Origin of the sequence: Amycolatopsis sp. WAC 01416 (assembly GCF_003947485.1) — a bacterium.
Taxonomy (GTDB): domain Bacteria; phylum Actinomycetota; class Actinomycetes; order Mycobacteriales; family Pseudonocardiaceae; genus Amycolatopsis.
In genome coordinates, this window is sequence record NZ_QHHX01000006.1 from 146,675 (window position 1) to 164,368 (window position 17,694).

A 17,694-nucleotide genomic window follows, 5' to 3' on the forward strand; every position below is an offset into this window, starting at 1 on the left:
ACTGTCGGGCTCGCTCGCCGCCGGAGCACGTTTTCCCGGCGCGTCATCCCTCTCTGGTGCTGCTCGGCGTGTCGGTGGCGGCACCAGGGAGCGCTTCCGACGACTTCGGTCTGTTCGTGAAACTGGAGACCCTCACCAAGCCCGGGTTCCGCTGTGACTCCGCGGACTACTTCGCCGACGCCCGATACCTGTCGTTCGCCGCTCGGGACCAAGCCCGCCTGCGCGGGGACGACACTAATTGACCTGGTTGTTCGAAGGTCATACTGGCGAACTTCATTCAGTTCGGTTGCCGTCGCGCCGGATCACAATCCTTGGCCAGGTGGTCGAACGAGGTCGGCTGACATCGACCGAGAGCATGAGCGATCGCAAACGTCCCAGCTGGATCGACTGAGGGCGACTCGAAAGGATTCGGCTGTTAACCGGAGGGTTCTTGGCTCGAGTCCAAGCGGGGAGCACAAGCCCAGGCCGCGCGGCTTTGGCTTCTTCGTTTTCGGGGTGCCAGGGGCGATTCAGTGTCGGGTTTGTGCCTGACGGACGGCGCGCAGGTCCGTGTGGTCGTCGCCACGCTCCCGGAAGTGCGGTATCGCTGTGGTGATCGCCCAGGTCCGTAAGCTCGGGACAATGCGGAGGAGACTGCGGGCACTCCACGTCGGGGAACGGGACTTCACCTGGCGTGCGGGGATCGGTGCGGTGCAAGGCGATGGTGGAAGTCTCCATCGATGTATCAACGTACGGATTTGGGGCGACGGCAAGAACAGTCGTGCGCTGGAGGTGGACCTGCTTTCCAAGGATATGGGGGTGGGGTGGGCCCCTGCCGAGACGGATGGGTCGTATCCGAGCGCTGCCGACATTCGACGACTCATCGAACACGCTTTGACGTCAGGCTGGGAACCGGACGTGCGCGGTGGAACCTTTTTGCTCACGGAAGACCATGGGCTTGAACTCCCCGACTTCTTGGTCACCGATCGAGTACGCGACCTCAATGCTGCCGACCCGACCAGCCGGGTGATCCAGGCACAAGTGCCCGCCAGGCAAGCCGGGGCATGGCAACTCTGAAGGCATGGACCGCGGCGTTGAACCTCGTTGCCGACGACGAGTGGGCGAGCGACGGCTGGCGGACTTTGGCAGGCGAGCCGTATCCGCGGATCCATCTCGACCTGTTCGTCGATACCGCCGCTGAGCAAAGCCGAAGTCGCACGTCTTGAGGAACTCGGGGCCGGGGCGTCGATCGGGACCGCTATCCGCCCAAACCGGACTTCGTCGTTCTCGCCGACCCGGATGGCAACCGCTTCTGCGTTGCCGACCTCGGCAGCGCACCCTCCGGAGGCTGACCGCCAAGGGTGACGATGCATGCCTTGCCCGAACCGCGGGCCCCGGCGCTGGTGATCTATCCGGAAGAAGGACACGGTTCGACAAGTACCTGCTCGCCCCTGAAACCGATCCGGCGAGTGATACTCGCGGCATGGGGTACGACGCCTACGGGGCCGTGGTCGAGTGGGAGCCCTTGCTCGCCCTCACTCGCGAGCCGCATTGGGATCATGTGTGGCTGTGGGACGACGCGGAAGAGCCGATGGCGCCGTTTCTGTCCGTGGAGGACATGCCCGGCACGAAAGGTCACTGGAACAGCCTTTGGTACTACGGCGACTGTCTGCGCCCACGGCTCACCCCCGAGACTCGCGCACTCACCGACACCGTGCTCGGCACGTTGGCCACCGGCTACGTCTTCACCGAGGAGTGGAAGCCGGAGCGCCGCGATGACCTGGCGGCGGATGCGGGACCCCACGCTCAGCTGGCCCCGGAGGACTGGCGCCACCTGCTGAACTACACGCTGCGCCCGGCCGGTGTGCGTGAGCTGCTCGACGCGGCTCACCGGCTGCCCTGGGACCTCTTGACCCGTCTCGGTGAGGAATGCGACGCGATACCGCAGGAGCAGCGCGATCCACCGCACGGTGCGGTGCTGTGGTTCCACGACTTCCGCTACTTCACGTTGTCGCACATCGCACTGCTCGAGCAGGCCGCCGTCGGTGGCCACGGAGTCGTCACGATAGGCGGTTGGTGAGCGAGAAGTTTCTAGCACCGCTAGGCAAACTAGCGGCGCTAGTGCTAGCGTTGCCGCATCAGCTAGCAGCGCTAGATTTCAGGAGGGGCAGTCATGCTCAACGCACTCGAGATCGTCACGACCGTGATCGTCGGGGTGATGGTGGGGGTGGAGTTCTCCGTCGCGTTCGTCATCAACCCGATCCTCAACGCACTCCCCGAGGACAGCATGGTGAGCGGCCGTGCCCACGGGGGCCGCATGCTCGGCGCGGTCATGCCGGTCTGGTACATCGGTTCGCTCGTCCTCGTCGCGATTTGGGCCATCGCCGGATGGCAGCACCCCGGTGCTGGACTCGTCGTCACCGCCGACGCGCTGCCGATCGTCAGCGTGGTCATGTCGATCCTGTTGCTCGTCCCGATCAACGACCGGGGCAAGACGTGGACCGCCGAGAACCGGCCCGCGGACTGGAAGCGGCAAGTGAACCGCTGGGACCGCTTTCACTACATTCGCGTCGCCGTCATCATCGCGGCCTTCGCCCTGCTGGTCACCGCCCGCGCCTGAGATCGTGCGGCGCCGCGTTGTGCTGGATGCTCGCCTGCCGGAAAACGATGGTGGCGCCGAGGGCGGTGGTGGCAGGCACGAAGACATCTCCGAGCGGCGTCTGTCGCAGCGGGACCTCGTTGCGCTGCAACAGATTCTTCGTTGCGGTCAGGTCGGTGACGGCGACCGTGCACGCGATGAGAGCCGGCAATGCGGGGGGCCGCTCACCGGGAAACAGGGTGGCGAGGCCGGAGGCGGGCACAAGGGTGAGTGTCGCGCCGCCGAGGTCGAAGACCCGGGTGGATCCTTCTGTGCGAGGCGTCCGGCCGAGATAGCGCTCGTAGCGCGCCTGGGCGGCGTCCAGTTCGTCGTCGGTGACGCAGAGCGTGGCATCGAGGAGGCCGACGGCGCCGTTGGGGTGGCCGGCCAGCCGGGTGGCTTGGATCCATGGGTCCAGATCCGCGACGACGCCGACCCTGCCCTCCGCCTCGACGCCTGGCCGCACTCCGTCGATCTCCAAGTATCGAACGGTCTCGACGTGGTCCCCGGCAGGCCGCCGCACGGTGTTCACCCCGCCATGCCGCACCGCCGCGGTGGTCAACCGTGTGGCGGTGGCGTCGATGTCGGCCGAGGAGAACATCAGGATGTGCAGTCCCTCGAAGCGGTCCAGGCATTCCGTCAGGTTCGCGCTGGTGGCGTGGATCCGCTCCAGCAACGTCGGTAGCACGTCGGGCGGGGCCTGCAGCGGGACGAGCCGTGCGTTCGCCGGCACGCGACCATCGGCCTGGACCACGGTGGCCAGTTCAAGGAAGTCGTGCGAGAAGTCGGCGTGGGTGTTGGCCGCGCCGAACGGCTCCGGCTCGGCGCCCTCGCGGGGGGACATCGCGGGATAACCGGGCGCCGGCACGACGAAGCCCAGACGCCGGTAGAGGTCGAATGCGGCGGACATATCCCGGACGACGTGGCCGACGTGGTGCAGGCGAGTGATCTCGGAGGCCATGCGGCCACTCTAAAAGTAGTTCGACCAATCGGTCAATCTATCTCGTGTTGCCGTATCGTCCGGCCGATGGAGGAGCGCATCGACGGCCGTAGCGTCCGCTACCGGCACCGGCGGCCCGAACTGCTCGACGCGGTGACCGATTACGTCCTGACACACGGTCTGGCCGGTCTGGCGATGCGGCCGCTGGCCGCGGCGGTGAACGTCAGCCATGGGACGCTGCTGCACCACTTCGGCTCGAAGGAGAATCTGGTCGCCGAGGTGATCGACCTGCTGCGCCGGAGACTGGCCGACGCGGCAGGCCTGGCCGACCCGCCGACCCGGCCGGCCGACCTTCCGACCTGGTGGCGGACCTCGACGACCACGGAACGCCTGCCCGTCTACCGGCTGCTGTTCGAGGTCTTCGCTCAGGCCGCACGAGAACCGGAACGCTACGAACGCTTCCTGCGGCAGGTCGTACACGACTCGCTGACCCTGATGCGCCGCCTGGTCGCGGCAGACGGCTGCCCTGAGGCACAGGCACCTCTGGTGGCGTCGATGATCGTGGCCCAGGCCCGCGGCCTGCAACTCGACCTGCTCACCACCAACGACCGCGAACGCGTCGACAGCACCTTCACCTTGTTCGTCGACGTGATCGACGGCCTGAGGCGAACCTGGCCCACGGAGCGGTGACTCCACCAGCCGGGCACTGCGGGAACGCTCGGTTATCCACTGGCCGTCGTCCGTCATTCCTGCCACGGTGGCGGACGTGACGCGATCCTTCCTGCCAGGGCTTGAACTGTCCCAGCTGTTTTACGCCGAGGTCGTCGCCCCGATCCTGGAGGACGCGTTGGACGACGTGCCGTACTCGGCGGCGCTGATCGGCTGGGGCTCGGAGGTGCAGGGCTTCGACACCGTGCGCTCCACCGACCACGCCTGGGGGCCGCGGATGCAGCTTTTCCTTGGCAGCGAAGACTTTCACGCCCTCGCCGACGATCTGGACACCCTGCTCGATCGCGAGTTGCCGGTCGAGTTCCGCGGCTACCCGGTCCGCTTCGCCTTCCCGACGGGCGCCCTGGCTCGGCATTGGGTGCATGTCACGGATCTGCGGGGCTTCTTCACCGAGCAGCTCGGCGCCGAGCCGGACGGCGGCCTGCCGATTTCGGCGTGGTTGACGGTCCCGACGCAAGTATTGCGTGAACTGACCGGTGGCACGGTCTTCCACGACGGGGTCGGCCTGCTGGAGCCCTACCGGGATCATCTCGCCTGGTTTCCCGACGACGTGTGGCGCTACGTCTTGGCTTGTCAGTGGATGCGCCTGTCCCAGGAGGAGCCTTTTGTCGGCCGCTGCGGTGAGGTCGGCGACGACCTGGGTTCGGCCGTGGTCGCCGCGCGCCAGGTCCGTGACGTGATGAAGCTGTGCCTGGTGATGAATCGGGTGTATCCGCCGTACAGCAAGTGGCTGGGCACCGCGTTCGCGGCGTTGCCCTGCGCCAAGGCGCTGACTCCTTGCCTGTCTGGCGCGCTGGCCGCGCGAAGCTGGCAGGAACGGGAACGACACCTTTCTCCCGCCTACGAGATCGCCGCGGGGATGCACAACGATCTCGGTCTCACGGAGCCGCTGGAGGTGTCGGTCCGGTACTTCCACGACCGGCCGTTCCGGGTCCTCGACGCTTACCGGTTCACCGACGCGCTTGTCGCGACGATCAGCGACCCGGCCGTCAGGGCTCTGCCACCGGTCGGTGCGATCGACCAGTACGTCGACAACACCGACGTGACCGACCGCGGGAACGCCGATCTGCGCCGTCGCTATATCGCGGGCCCCGCACTCTGACCGCGACAACGCCCGCTGTGGCGGCACGAATAGACTTCCGTGGTGATCGCATCATGGGGGCTGGACGCCGCGCTCGAGGTCGGGATCGCCGCGTTCTGCGTGGGCGAGGAACCGCCGAGTGACGACCAGGTGTGGGAAAGGCTGACGGGCGCGGGAGTCGAACCGTGGCTGGCCGAACGGCTGCTGATCTTCCTGCCGATGGCGTACACGCGGGGCTTGCTGCCGGATGTCTCGTACCCGGACGCGGTGGTGGGGCCCGGCGGGCGGGTGGTGCTGTCCGAGGAGCCCGTCTTCGTGGCGGCGTCGGAACGCGCGAGGCAGGCGGACCGCGGCGAGTTCGAGCGGATCGCGGTGCGCAGCAGCGCGTTCGCGGTGATCAACGCGGCGTTGAACGACGGCGCGCAGATGTCGGATCTCCAGTTGAACGAGCCCACCCTCGCCGCAGATCTGGAACCGGTGGTCGACGGTGACGGTGGTGTGCCTTCGCCGCAGCTGGTTTTCGAGGGATTCTTGCGCGAGCACGGCATCGCACTCGACGAGGACACGAAAGCCGACACGAAGCTCATCGTGCATCCGGCCCCGGCGGGCATGGTGATGGCCCAAGTGGACTTCGCCGTGTCGCATCCCGCGCTGGCCAAACCGTGGCTGGTGGAGAGCTTCGCCGGATACGGCGCCACGTGGCGCGAGGCGATCGGCCGCGCGGTGCACATGTTCAGTCAAGGGGCCTTGCACCCGATCGTCGACGGTCTGTTTTCTCCAGGCGCCGCGCCGGATCAGGTCACGCGTGAACGATACGAACATCCGGATGGCGTGTTCGAGCTGGTGCTGGGTGCTCAGATCACCCTGTTCACTGACGCGATGTTATCCGCCGAGCCGGTCCTGGACCGGTTGCTGGAGGCGTTGCGCGCGGAGAAGCTCGGGCGGAAAGTGCACGGGCTCCGGCTGTTCGTCGCGCATCACGACGGCGGGCTGCTGAACAACGAGGTCCTTTTGGACAGCGAGCCGTGGCCCGCCGGCGAGGTGGTGGTGGCGGAAAGCCCGGCACCGCTGCCCGAGGGACGAGTGGCGGTGCGGGTGTTCGGGTTACTCGTGCCTGTCGACGCTTAGACGGTCGCGGGGCCTTCATGTACTGAGGAAGGTGTGAAGGTCGAGTTTCCTCGGCTGAGCCGAGGCAAGGAGTCCTTCACGCGCCGCCGTTGTGGCTGGTGGTGCTGCTGCTGAGGCTCGTTGATGGCCTTCACGGCCCGGCCGCTACCCGGCTCACTCCAATGGGTACCTAGGGCATCCTTGGCCAGAACGACCCGAAACACTCACGACCCCGGCAGGATCGTCACCATCCGGAAACGGGGCATCGCTCTAGTTCGGCGGCTGCTGGGTCGGCGGGTTGGGCTGCGGGTAGCCAGGCTGGGCGTTGTCGGGCTGCGGGTTCGGGAAACCCTGCTGTGCGGCCACCGGGTAGTTGACCGGTCCTGGGTACGGCGCGACGCCGGGTTGCCGTGTCGGACGGCCGCTCTTGAGGACCGCGATCGCGACCAGGAACCAGGAGAGCAGCGCGATGGCGTCGAGCGGGACGCTGACGCCCATGAAGATCAAGCGGACTTCGTCGCTGGTGAGCTGCTCGGACGCGATCCAGGACGACACGTTCAACACCACGAACTGCCAGATGATGCTTGCCACCGTGGCGACGAGCATGACGACGAAAGCGGCCACCATCAGGCCGGAGACTCCCCTGGAGCGTCCTTTGATGGAGAAGATCAGGCCGAGGACTCCCACCACGAGCAGCAATACCCGCGGAATGGCCTCGATGATCGTGTACATGAGGTCTGACATGCCTTGCCTTCCACCGCTCCGCCAGGGACCGAGACGCCCGGTCCGCGCCGTGGCGATCCTATGCGGTGACGGCGTTCCCGGGTGCTACTCCTGCGAATCGGCGAGCAGTTTCAGCGCGAGCGCTTTGAGTTCCGGACTCGCCGTCGCGGCGTTGCCGGAATCGAAGGGCGGTTGCGGGTCGTATTCGACGGCGAGCTGGATGCCGCGGGCGGTTTCCTCGCCTGCCAGCAGGGAAGCGAGATGGAGGGCGAGGTCGATGCCGGCGGAAACGCCCGCGGCGGTGATGATCTTGCCGACCTGAACGTACCGCTCGGGCACGTAGCGCACGCCGAAGGTCTTTTCCAGATAGTCCGCCGATGCCCAGTACGTGGTGGCCCGCTCGCGGAGCAACCCGGCCGCGCCGAGGATCAGTGACCCGGTGCACACCGACGTGGTCCACGTCGTGTGCCGGTGCATGCGGCGGATCCAGTCGAGCAGCACCTGGTTCTCCATGGCGGCGTTCGTGCCGCGGTTACCGGCGCCCGGAACGAGCAACACGTCCAGCCGGTTCACTTCGGCCACCGAACGTTCCGCCAGCACCGCGACATCGCGGGTGTCCGTGCGCACCGGGCCGCGGTGCTCGGCGATCATCGTCACCGTCGCGCCGGGAAGCCGGCACAGCACCTCGGCCGGGCCGGTCGGATCCAGCAGGCTGAAGCCGTCGTAGAGCAGCATGCCGATCCGCGGGCCTTTGGACTCCGCTTGAGCCGTACCGGTGGCGAGGCCGAACGCCGCGGCCGCCGCGACGCCGGTCAGTACCGTTCTGCGCGTTGTCTTCGCACTGTTCATGCCGCGGATTCTGGGGCGTTCAAGTCCCGAGCGGGCGCGGCATGTCCGTCATCCTGCGAAGGGTGTCCCCGGTGAGCCCGTAGTGGTGGCGGAACGCGGTTCGCAGGGTTTCCGCCGAGGCGAACCCGCAACGCCGCGCGACCGCGGAAAGCGGCAACGCGGTGGACCGCACCAGGTGGGCGGCGGCTTCGGTCCGGGCCGCTCGCACCGTGCGGGCCGGGGTCTTGCCGAGATGCGTGCCGAACAAGCGGCTGAGGTGCCGGGTGGTGACGCCGGCCCGCGCGGCCAGCGCCGACGGACTGAGGTCTTCGTCGAGATGCGCGGCGATGTACCCCAACAGGTCTCGCACGACGCGGTTGCCGGGCGGCGGAGCGGCCAGGAACGTGCTGATCTGCGCCTGATCGGCCGGGCGGTGCAGATACGTCACCAGCTCACGGGCGACCTCGCGGGCCAGCGTCGGCCCGTGGTCGTCCTCGATCAGCGCGAGCGTGAGATCCAGCGCGCTGATCACCCCCGCCGAGGTGAAGACGTTGCCGTCACGGATGTAGAGCGGGGCCGGATCGACTGTCACCGCGGGAAAAGCCGCGGCGAGCTGCTCGCCGTAGCCCCAATGCGTGGTGACCCGCCGGTCGTCGAGCAAGCCGGCGGCCGCCAGCACGAACGTGCCCGTGCACACCGAGGCGACTCGCCTGCTTCGCTCGGCCAGCCGCCGCACCTGCGTCAGCAGGCGCTCGTCCGCCGCGGCCGTCCCCGTTCCCGCGCCGCCGACCACGAGCATCGTGTCGATCCGCCCGGACACCTCGGCCAGCCGCCGGGCACCGGCGAGCATGATCCCCGACGAACTCCGTGTCGTCCGCCCGTCGACCGTGGCCAATTCGACGACATAGGGCGGTGCGGCGCCGTGTGAGCTCGCGATCTCCAGCGCCCCGCTGGGACAGGCCACATCAAGGATCTGCGCGTCGTCGAACGCGACGATCACCACCCGGCGCGGCTTCATTCCCGATCCCACAAGGAGAAACTACGCCCGCGTCGCAACTCGGTTCACCAGTGCCGCGCCGATGGTGCGGGCGGCGCGGGCCACGGTGTCCGGCACCGCGCCGGGTGACGGTGTCGGCGCGGTCACGGCCGCGACCGAACCGACCGTTTCGCCGGTCGGCAACGTGATGGGTGCTTCGACGGCGACGAGGTCGTGTTCGGCCTGCCAGACGGGGCAGAAGTGGCCGGTGCGTTGCGGCACCGTCGAACCCGGCCGGAGCAGAACGCCGTCTTCCGGCCGGGTGAGGCTGGCGGCGGCGATGAGGATACGGCCGTCGCAGGGCACGGCGAGTACCGAACTCGCCCGAGTGGCCGCGGCCAATCTCCTGAGTTCGCCGCGGGCGAGTTCCAGCAGCCGCGGATAAGGCTGCCACGATTGACCGAGCCGGAATGCCTGTGCGCCGACGCGATAGCGGTTTTCGCTGCGCTGGACAACCTCCAGCACGGTCAATTGCTCGAGTAATCGGTGTGCGGTCGCTTTCGGTATCGAGCAGGAATTCGCCAGTTGGGTCAATCCTGCTTCACCTTGATGTCGTACCAAGGCATCCAATAGGGTGAAAGCGCCTTCGAGAACGCTTCTCGGTCTTCTCTCGGTCTCCATGGAAATCCCCTCGCGCGGTCCACTGGACGGAATCCTTGCTGACAAGGGCAGGCCGTCGGTGTCAGGCTGCAACTCCTCCCGGTGCGTATCTTCGGTCAAAAACCACGAACTGGGAAGAGTGCGTCCATCGAACGGAAAAGGGGTTGCGGGAAATGCGAAGATCCATTCGGGTGGGGACGGCTTTGGCGGGTCTGCTCGCGGGGCTGATCGTGATACCACCGGCCGCGGGTGCGGAGGAGGACGGCGTCGGTATCACCGCCTCGCCTTCCTCTCAGAAGACGGCCGCGGATTTCGACGGGGACGGGTTCGCCGACAAAGCGGTGTGGCGTCCCGGAAACGGCATCTGGTACGTGATCCGCAGCAGCAACGGAAGTGTGGTGACACAACAGTGGGGCGTTTCGGGTGACGTTCCGGTCGCCGCGGACTACGACGGCGACCATCGGGCCGACTTCGCCGTGTGGCGGCCGAGCAACGGTACCTGGTACGTCATCCAGAGCAGCACCGGCGCGGTGGTGACCCAGCAGTGGGGCGTGGCCGGTGACGTTCCGCTGACCGGCGATTTCAACGGTGACGGGCGTTCCGATTTCACCGTGTGGCGGCCCAGCAACGGTGTCTGGTACGTGCTGAACATCGCCACGGTGCAGTGGGGCGTGGCCGGTGACGTCCCGGTGTCCGGCGACTTCAACGCGGACGGACGGGCCGACTTCACCGTCTGGCGCCCCAGCGACGGCGTCTGGTACGTCCGGGGAATCGCGACGCAGCAATGGGGTGTCGCGGGTGACATTCCGGTGGCCGGTGATTTCAACATGGACGGGCGTGCCGATTTCGCCGTGTGGCGGCCGAGCAACGGTGTCTGGTACGTGCTCGGTATCGCGACGCAGCAATGGGGTGTCGCCGGTGATGTGCCCCTGGCAGGCAATTTCGGTGGCGACCCACGGGCGGACTTCGTGGTGTGGCGTCCCTCGAACGGGACCTGGTACGGCCTCGGCCTGTTCACCACGCAGTGGGGGACACCGGGCGACGTCCCGGTGTGAGCCGCCTTCCTGCCGCCAACCGGGTGAAGGAACGGCGGATTCGGCCGTGTGACGTAAGAACGTTGTAGCTCGGACGTATCCCCGACGGTGAGGGTGGCCGGCCTGGCCGTCCGCCCGAGCCGGGGATGCCGTGCCGCTGGTAGCAACAGCGGCACGGCATGGTCCCTTCCTCCTCAGGTGATCCGATTACGCGTGCCCCGCCTGGGCGGCGTTGCGTTTGCTCAGCCACACCCACGCCGACAAGCCGAGCGCCGAGAGCGCCGCTGCCCGCAGCACCACGGACCCGGCGAGCAGCACGCCGCACAGGACGGTGCCGAGCACGACGAGCAGGACGACGGCCTGCCACGTGTGCTTCCACTCGCCCGAGGTGACGCGGTTCGCCATGTCCCACCAGCCGCGGGCGGAAGACCGGCACGGCGGCTGGAACACCAGGGCGGTTTCGGCGGGCTGAAGCGCCGGGATGGCCGTGGCGTCCAGCAGCTCGTCGAGACTCACGTACTCCGCCGCCGCGGCGGGCGGCACCACGTTACTTCCGGGATCGGAAATGACCGGATCGAGCGATGGTTTCTCTGGCGGTTCACCGGTATCGAACGGTACGGTCTCCATGTTCTCGTGTCTCCTTGCTCTTGATCTGGGTCGGGCTTCACGACGAACACTCACGCGGCTCCCTGTGCCAGCAGGGGGCCGCGTCCATTTCTGGCTCGAGTGCGGGGGAAGGCGACGCACGCACTGGTCGCACGACGTTGCCTCCCCGACCGCCGTTGAAAGCCAGCTTGCAGAAACGCACGCGAGAAGGCGAGTCGCACGAGTAGGTAATCGGCGACCGGTCTCTCAACAAGGGTGAGCGGTCGAGGGGTAATAATCGCTCCGGCGCGGAGCGTGAATTCGCGACCCGTCATTTCCCGTAATGCACCCGAAAGTGTGACTCGATCTCACTTTCGGTGCGGCATGCCGCTTTCTACTTCGCAGTAAAGCACAGTGGGGTGAGTTCTCCTGGGTGAGAAATGGTGCATGCTCGAATATTCGCGAGCCGGTACCGTCGAGGACGTCCGTGCGGCCGCACGGACGTCGCCTGTCCGGCGCGTGCGGGTGACCATTGAGCGCAGGCGCGACCGATTCCGGTATCTGACGATCCGAAGGCTCAGCGCGACGGCACCTGATGGCCGCTGCCGAGGCAGATGAAGGGGCGGCGCAGCGGATCCCGGCCGACCACCTCGGCCAGCGCCTCGGCCATGGACCGGCCCCGCCGGAGCGCCTCGTGCAGTTCGACGGACACCGCCGCGGCCGCCTGATCACCCACTCGGCTGACTGCTCCGACAATCGTCGCCGAACCGGACGCGAGCAGCGCGCCGGCGAACCCGAGCGCTTCGTCGCCCGGCCGGAGGTGGGCGAGGGCGAGTTCGCTGGCGGCGAGCACGACCTGGCGGGGCGGGCGGCGCAGATTCGCGAACTCGTGAGCGTACAAGGGGCCATCGGCGAGTTCGATGCGGGAGAACAGCGCGTTCCCGGGTTCGTGCCGGCCATGCGCGGCCACGTGCGCGAGTTCGGCGCCGTCAAGGGCGTCCAGGACCCGCGAGACGGTCGCGTCCCGGCCGGTCAGCGTCCAAGCCTGCGGGTGGATGTCGCGGAGGACGTCGACTTCGCCGACGGCCGACGGAACACGCGGTCCCGAGACCAGCACGACCGCTCCGGCATCCGGCCGCGGGGTGACGTCTTCCGCGGCCAGCCACGCCGTCGCCGATGGTGCGACCGTGACGGCGGTGCCCGCCAGCGAGGGGAGCGCTCCCCAGTGCACCGCGTGCAGATTGCCGGTCGGCACGATGATCAGCGGCCGCTCGCCGGTCACGCGGATGATCGGCGACAGCAGATCCCGGTCGAGCCGCTCCGCCGAATGCGAAGCCGATCCGGCGACGACGTCGACAAGGGGGCGGGGGAGATTGTCCGGGGCCAGCGCGTCGAGATCAGCGTGCAGTCTGATGGCCTGTTCGTCCACTTCGGACGCGGAGCCCAGTGGGACGAGATGTGCGGCACCGTCGACCACGACCACGGCGGACCAGGTCTCCCCGGAGCGGGCGAAACTGACCAGCGCGCGGCTCCCCAGCTGAGCGGAGATACTCGCGAGATCGGCCGTCGGCCGCGGGCTTCCCCATGGGCTCGAATGCCACGCGAGGCGCGTGATGTCCTGCTGCAACTCGGAAAGCCGGGCCGCGAGGCGTGTGACGGGCTTTCCTTCCCGGCGCGCGGAGTGCAACGACCACGCCACCGACCGCATCTCGTCGACCCGGTCGCGCATGATCGGGTCCCGGGACTTCGTCAGCGGGCGATAGCGGTACACCTGTGCCTTGGTCTGCTCCAGGACACGGAGCAGGGTTTGCGGATTTCCCTGCCGCAGGGCCAGTTCGACGGCCAGCTCGCCCAGTTCCCTGCCGTGCGCCGCGGCACCGGACACCACGTCGATCCCGCCTTGGCGGTCCCTGGTGGCGTTGAGTTCCGTCAGCCCGCGCCGCGCTTGGGCCAGTGCGCGACCGTGACCTGACGCGGCCGCGAGTTCGGTACGCGCCAGATGCCAGAGCACCCATTGCTCGATCGGGGCGTTCTTGCCGGGGCGGCGTACCTGCCGCAGCAGGGACGAAGCGAGGTCCATCTGTCCTTTGTGGACAGCCAGGCGGACGCCGAGCAGTTTCGCCGTCGCGGCTTCGCCGGAGAGACCGAACTCGGTCAGACGGTCGGCGAGCGCGGTAGCCCTGGCCACCGATGCCGATCTGGCAGGTGTTCCGGCGAGTGCCAGTGCCGTGTCCACCCGCAGCCGCGTCAGCTTGGCGATCTCCACCCAGTCGTCGTCGTGCCGCCGGGCGAAGCGTCGTTGCGCCGAAGCGGCGAGCTTGCGTGCTTCCTCCGGATCGTCCTGGAGGAGTTTCGCGGCGGCGGCGACGAGTTCCGCCTGTGCCAGTTCGTGCCCCGAACTCTGCCTGCGCAACGCGGGCAGGGCTTCGTCCAGCACGGTGTCGGCCTCGCCGGACAGCCCCGCGTCGAGCAGTGCCTTGGCCTGATCCAGTCGCGCCGCCGGAAGCAGACCCGGTGCCTCGACGGCATACAGGCGTAGGCAGAGTTCGTAGTGCCGCAACGCGGTCGCGAAGTCGCCGGTATGCCTGGCGAGCGTGCCCAAGCTCCGGTGGACGTGTGCGCGCAGCAGGCCCTGATCCTGTTCGCGCGCCAGGCGCAGGCTGCCGGACAGATCCCGCTCCGCGTCCTGCACGTTGTCGAGCGCCAGATGCGCGAGGCCCCGATCGAGCAGCAGCGGCGCGATCCGCCCGCCTTGGCCGATCGCACGGTCGTAGTGCGGCAACGCTTCCGCCGCCCGGCCCGACCGGTGTAATCGCCTCGCGAGTTCCCCTTCGGCGCCGTCACCGAAAGGAAGCGTGCCGTGCGGTGCGACGGAGTCGCCGTGGTCCTGATAATCGCGGTACAGCGCGGATTCCGCGTCCGACTGGTACGACTCGGCGATGTCGCGCGCCGTCGGGTCGTCCTGATCGAGGGCGAGCTCGGATTCCGTGCCGGCGAGGCCGATCCGGCGCAGCGCGGCGTTGAGCAGCCGGGGCGACCGTTCCCCGAGCTCGGCCGCGAGGTCTCGCAGCAGGCCGGGGATCGCGGTGATCTCCTTGATCGACAGCCGATCGGCGACCGTGACGGCCTCCGTGCCCAGGTCGTCCGCCAGGCTTTCGCCCAGCGGCAGGCCGTACCGTCGCAACCGGAGCAAGCACACGAGAAGACTCAGCCGGCAGATCAGATGCGGGCCGGTCGGCGGCAGGCGGCGGGTTTGGCCGAGCGTTTCGAGCAGGTAGGGCTTCGCCCGCCCGGCCTGTCCGAGCCGTTCGTCCATCCTGGCCATGTGCAGGGTGAAGAGGACGAAATCCTGCATCGCGCCGGTGCGGGCCAGGCGTTTGCGTTCGACGACGGCGACGGACAGGGCCTCTTCGTACCGGCCGAGCTGTTCCAGTGCCTGCACTCGCAGCCCGCTCAGTACCGGCGACTCGTCGTCCGTCCGGCCGATGTGCTCGTCCAGTTCCCGCAGCGCGTCTTCGCCGCTGCCCGCGCTGACGAGTTCCGCGGCCCGGCGGGTCACCAGCCGTCTGCCGACCTCGGTGTCGGCTTGGCGAAGGTCCTCGTCGGAGACGGACAGCGTCGGCGACTTCGCGGCAAGGTACGCCTTGGACGCGGGAGGAAGATCGTCGAGCGTCGGCAGCAGACGGGCCAGCACGCGGCCGTCCCAGCGCGTGTCGACGGTTTCCCGCCGTTGGCCGAGCATCAGGCGGTGGTAGATCTCCTCGGCGCGGGCGACCACGCCGCCCTGCCCACTGTAGAACTTCACGGCCGCCCGGTGGATCCGTTTCGCCACAACGGATTCATCCGCGGCGAGGCGGTGCAGCATGGTCTGCCGCACGTCGGCGCGGTGGACCACCGCCCGCCCGCCGGGCGTGCGGGTCACCAGCATCGCCTCGCGCGCCAAGCCGTCGAACAGGGCGGACGCCCGTTCGGCGTCGGGCACGTCCACCCCGCACGGTTTGGCGAGGACGTCTTGGATCAGTTCGGGTGTCACCCGGCGCAAGGTCAGCCCTGGATGGGCGAGGCGCCGGACGTCCGGATCCTGGATGTGCCCGAGCAGGCGCCGGTACAGCTCGCCCTCGATCGTCCCCCGGTGTACGGCGATGTCCCGCAGCGCCTCGTCGTCCGAGGCTTTGCGCAGCACCCCGGCGGCCAGGTGCAGCGCGAGCGGGCTGGTGCCGACCTGGTCGACGATCCGCCGCGCGTCCGGCGGCGGATGCGCGGGCAGGAGCTTCAGCAGCAGGTCGGCGGCTTCGTCGCGGTCGAGCCCGTCCAGGCGGATCTCGTCGAAGTCCCGTCCGGGCGAGCGGCCCGCGAGCACGATCGACGGCCGCTCCAGCCGGCGCGAGAGCCCACCGAGGAAGTCCGAGAACCGGCGTTGGATGGGCCGGTCGCGCCGTTGCACCTCCTCGAAGGTGTCGAAGACGACCAGCAGGCGCTCGCCGCCGAGGGCACCGGCCAGCCGCTCGATCAGATCCTCGTAAGGGAGCCTGCCGCTGCTGCCGGCGCTCGGGGACTCGACGACGCGTTTGCCCGAGCGCAGCCGCTCATGGCACCGGGTGGCCAGGCTCGCGACGGCGTCGTGCGCGGCCGGGTCCGTGAGCTGCACGGTCACCTGCCGCGCGATCGCCGCGACCAGGCTCACCGGTTCCGCCGGATCGACCGCGCTGTGGTCGAAGTTCAGGTACGCGACCAAAGCGCGCCGCCGGTCGGCGAGGTTCAGCAGATGACGGACGGCCACCGCGGATTTGCCGATCCCGCCGAGACCGTGGACGAGCACCGGCGTGCCACCGTCGCGGAACCGGGTCTCCAGTGCGCGCAACACCTCCGCGCGGCCGACGAAATGGTCGCCCGCGAGCACCCGGAACGGTTCCAGCAGTTCGCCGACGCCGAGTTCCCTCGCCAGTTCGTCCCCGGTCGGCACGTGCTCGGCCGCCCCGCCGAGCCAGCGTGCCAGCCAGGCCACCGCGCGGAGGCGGGGAAGGCTGAGTGAGTCCAGGTCGACCGGCATCCCCGCGCCGACGTACTGGTCGATCGCCCATTGCCGGTCGTCGGACGGCCTGCGCGGGATCCTCTCCCAGGTGTCGCGCAGCGCGGCGAAGCCGACCTGCAGGACGAGTGACCGGCGCACGGAGTCGTTGAGCCGCCAATGCCGGTGGCCGTCGCCGGTGCGGACCCTCGTCGAATCCGGGAACAGCGTCGGCCCGGCCTTCTCGGCGAGTTCGGCGCCCACACCCAGCCACGGCAGTTCGTAATGCGACAGCAGGGTGGCGCGCAGCCGTAATTCGTGCGGAGAGGTCATGGCGCACCCGCCGGGGTGAAATGCAGGTGCGCGGCCCGGCACGCGGCGCTTCCGAGCACGCGGAGGTCGTCGAGGTCCGCCTCGCCGAGCACCTGGTCGACCAGTGCCTCGAGTTCGTCGTCCGAGATCGGTTTGCCCACGTGGTCCGCGAGCCCGCGGAAGAAACCCTGGAGGTGCGAAGTGGTGACGCCGGTCAGCTTCTCGTGCCGGAGCACTTCCATCACGGCGGGGGAGAAGTCACCGGGATGACCGGTCACGATGAGCCTGGCCCCGGGGAGCTGGCCGGCCTCCACCTCCTTCGCCAGCTGGGCGACGACCATGTGCACCCCCGACGACACCTGCGGCCGGTCGAGGCCGTCGATGAAGATCCACCGCATTCTCTTCGGCAGGGCGGCGAAACGGCCGACGAAGACGTCGACGAGCTCCCGGACCGTACGGGCCTGTTCGGTGTGCTGGTCGACGGGAAAATCGGTGGGCAGGCCGAGTCTGGCGGCCAGAGCGGTCATGATGCCGGTCGCGTCGACGTGGTCGTAGAAGTCGTCCTCGACGTTGACGAGCCTGAATTCGCAGGCGAGCGCGGGATCACCGGCCATATGCTGGATGAGGTGGCGGCTGTAGGACTTCCCGCTGCCGGGTTCGCCCGTGATGCTGAGGACGGGGAACTGTTTCCTGGCCAGGTCCACCAGATGCGCGCGCAGATCGCGCCGGTCGAGCAGAGCGCGCTGGCAGCCGGGCCCCAGCAGCAGCGACAAATGCCGTTCCCTCGGGGAATACCAGCTGCCGTCGGTGTTGTGCGCGGCGAGAACGGCGTCCAGATCCGGCCCGACGGCCGGGCACTTGGCCTTGACCAGCTCGATCAGGTGGGCCAGCCGTCCCGCGTCGGCGGCGTCCCGGGTGATCGTCGGCCAGAGCTGCGCGGCAGGCTGGCCCCAGTCGACCTCGTACGGCGCCAAGCCGGCGCCGCGGTAGATGTCGATCAGTTCGTCACGCAGGTAGAACGCCTTGTTGAGGGTGTCGTGCAACAGGCGTGCGGTGCCGTCGCCCCAGTCTGGGAAGTGGATCCAACGGACCAT

The 17,694-nt window shown here is 68.4% G+C and carries 17 protein-coding genes; 9 read left to right on the top strand and 8 right to left on the bottom strand.

Annotation, left to right across the window (positions count from 1 at the left end; translation table 11 throughout):
• The first annotated feature begins 56 nt into the window (after nt 1-56).
• The 5 genes from DL990_RS21440 (at nt 57) to DL990_RS21460 (ending at nt 2,599) form a co-directional block, all read left to right on the top strand.
• Complete coding sequence (locus DL990_RS21440; protein WP_125799712.1) at nt 57-242, top strand: hypothetical protein; 186 nt, start codon at nt 57-59, stop codon at nt 240-242.
• Between the two features lie 379 nt (nt 243-621).
• Nucleotides 622-1,056: a hypothetical protein gene (locus DL990_RS21445; RefSeq protein ID WP_125799713.1), complete on the top strand. Its 435-nt coding sequence runs from the start codon at nt 622-624 to the stop codon at nt 1,054-1,056.
• Entirely contained in the window at nt 1,044-1,205 is a 162-nt protein-coding gene (locus DL990_RS41910; protein WP_233620533.1) for a hypothetical protein, read from the top strand. The genes DL990_RS21445 and DL990_RS41910 overlap by 13 nt, the downstream gene beginning before the upstream one ends.
• 257 nt (nt 1,206-1,462) lie before the next feature.
• Complete coding sequence (locus DL990_RS21455) at nt 1,463-2,059, top strand: hypothetical protein (protein WP_125799714.1); 597 nt, start codon at nt 1,463-1,465, stop codon at nt 2,057-2,059.
• Nucleotides 2,060-2,152: 93 nt separating this feature from the next.
• On the top strand, nt 2,153-2,599 hold the full coding sequence (locus tag DL990_RS21460) for a DUF1772 domain-containing protein (protein WP_125799715.1): 447 nt from the start codon (nt 2,153-2,155) through the stop codon (nt 2,597-2,599).
• Here the strand turns inward: DL990_RS21460 and DL990_RS21465 are convergent.
• On the bottom strand, nt 2,583-3,578 hold the full coding sequence (locus tag DL990_RS21465) for a VOC family protein (protein ID WP_125799716.1): 996 nt from the start codon (nt 3,576-3,578) through the stop codon (nt 2,583-2,585). The genes DL990_RS21460 and DL990_RS21465 overlap by 17 nt on opposite strands.
• A 66-nt stretch (nt 3,579-3,644) precedes the next feature.
• On the opposite strand from DL990_RS21465, the gene DL990_RS21470 reads away from it, so the two are divergent.
• The 3 genes from DL990_RS21470 (at nt 3,645) to DL990_RS21480 (ending at nt 6,495) form a co-directional block, all read left to right on the top strand.
• Nucleotides 3,645-4,247: a TetR/AcrR family transcriptional regulator gene (locus tag DL990_RS21470; protein WP_125789579.1), complete on the top strand. Its 603-nt coding sequence runs from the start codon at nt 3,645-3,647 to the stop codon at nt 4,245-4,247.
• Between the two features lie 76 nt (nt 4,248-4,323).
• Entirely contained in the window at nt 4,324-5,388 is a 1,065-nt protein-coding gene (locus DL990_RS21475) for a DUF4037 domain-containing protein (protein WP_125799717.1), read from the top strand.
• Between the two features lie 42 nt (nt 5,389-5,430).
• Entirely contained in the window at nt 5,431-6,495 is a 1,065-nt protein-coding gene (locus DL990_RS21480) for a DUF6348 family protein (protein WP_125799718.1), read from the top strand.
• Between the two features lie 249 nt (nt 6,496-6,744).
• On the opposite strand, the gene DL990_RS21485 is transcribed toward DL990_RS21480, so the two are convergent.
• The 4 genes from DL990_RS21485 to DL990_RS21500 form a co-directional block, all read right to left on the bottom strand.
• On the bottom strand, nt 6,745-7,218 hold the full coding sequence (locus DL990_RS21485; protein WP_125799719.1) for a hypothetical protein: 474 nt from the start codon (nt 7,216-7,218) through the stop codon (nt 6,745-6,747).
• A gap of 84 nt (nt 7,219-7,302) precedes the next feature.
• Nucleotides 7,303-8,046: a DJ-1/PfpI family protein gene (locus DL990_RS21490; protein ID WP_125799720.1), complete on the bottom strand. Its 744-nt coding sequence runs from the start codon at nt 8,044-8,046 to the stop codon at nt 7,303-7,305.
• Nucleotides 8,047-8,065: 19 nt separating this feature from the next.
• Nucleotides 8,066-9,043, bottom strand: coding sequence for a GlxA family transcriptional regulator (locus tag DL990_RS21495; RefSeq protein WP_199746527.1), 978 nt, complete (start codon nt 9,041-9,043; stop codon nt 8,066-8,068).
• 21 nt (nt 9,044-9,064) lie between these two features.
• Complete coding sequence (locus tag DL990_RS21500; protein ID WP_125789574.1) at nt 9,065-9,682, bottom strand: helix-turn-helix domain-containing protein; 618 nt, start codon at nt 9,680-9,682, stop codon at nt 9,065-9,067.
• A 152-nt stretch (nt 9,683-9,834) separates the two neighbouring features.
• Here DL990_RS21500 and DL990_RS21505 point away from each other — a divergent pair, with 152 nt between their 5' ends.
• A complete protein-coding gene (locus DL990_RS21505; protein ID WP_125799721.1) occupies nt 9,835-10,716 on the top strand; it encodes an FG-GAP-like repeat-containing protein in 882 nt (293 codons plus the stop codon).
• 186 nt (nt 10,717-10,902) lie between these two features.
• On the opposite strand, the gene DL990_RS21510 is transcribed toward DL990_RS21505, so the two are convergent.
• The 3 genes from DL990_RS21510 to DL990_RS21520 form a co-directional block, all read right to left on the bottom strand.
• On the bottom strand, nt 10,903-11,322 hold the full coding sequence (locus tag DL990_RS21510) for a hypothetical protein (RefSeq protein WP_125789572.1): 420 nt from the start codon (nt 11,320-11,322) through the stop codon (nt 10,903-10,905).
• Nucleotides 11,323-11,857: 535 nt separating this feature from the next.
• Nucleotides 11,858-16,621 (bottom strand): CHAT domain-containing protein, encoded by a 4,764-nt coding sequence (locus tag DL990_RS21515; RefSeq protein WP_125799722.1) that lies wholly within the window; start codon nt 16,619-16,621, stop codon nt 11,858-11,860.
• Nucleotides 16,618-17,694: an ATP-binding protein gene (locus DL990_RS21520; RefSeq protein ID WP_125789570.1), complete on the bottom strand. Its 1,077-nt coding sequence runs from the start codon at nt 17,692-17,694 to the stop codon at nt 16,618-16,620. Before DL990_RS21520 ends, DL990_RS21515 begins: the two co-directional genes overlap by 4 nt.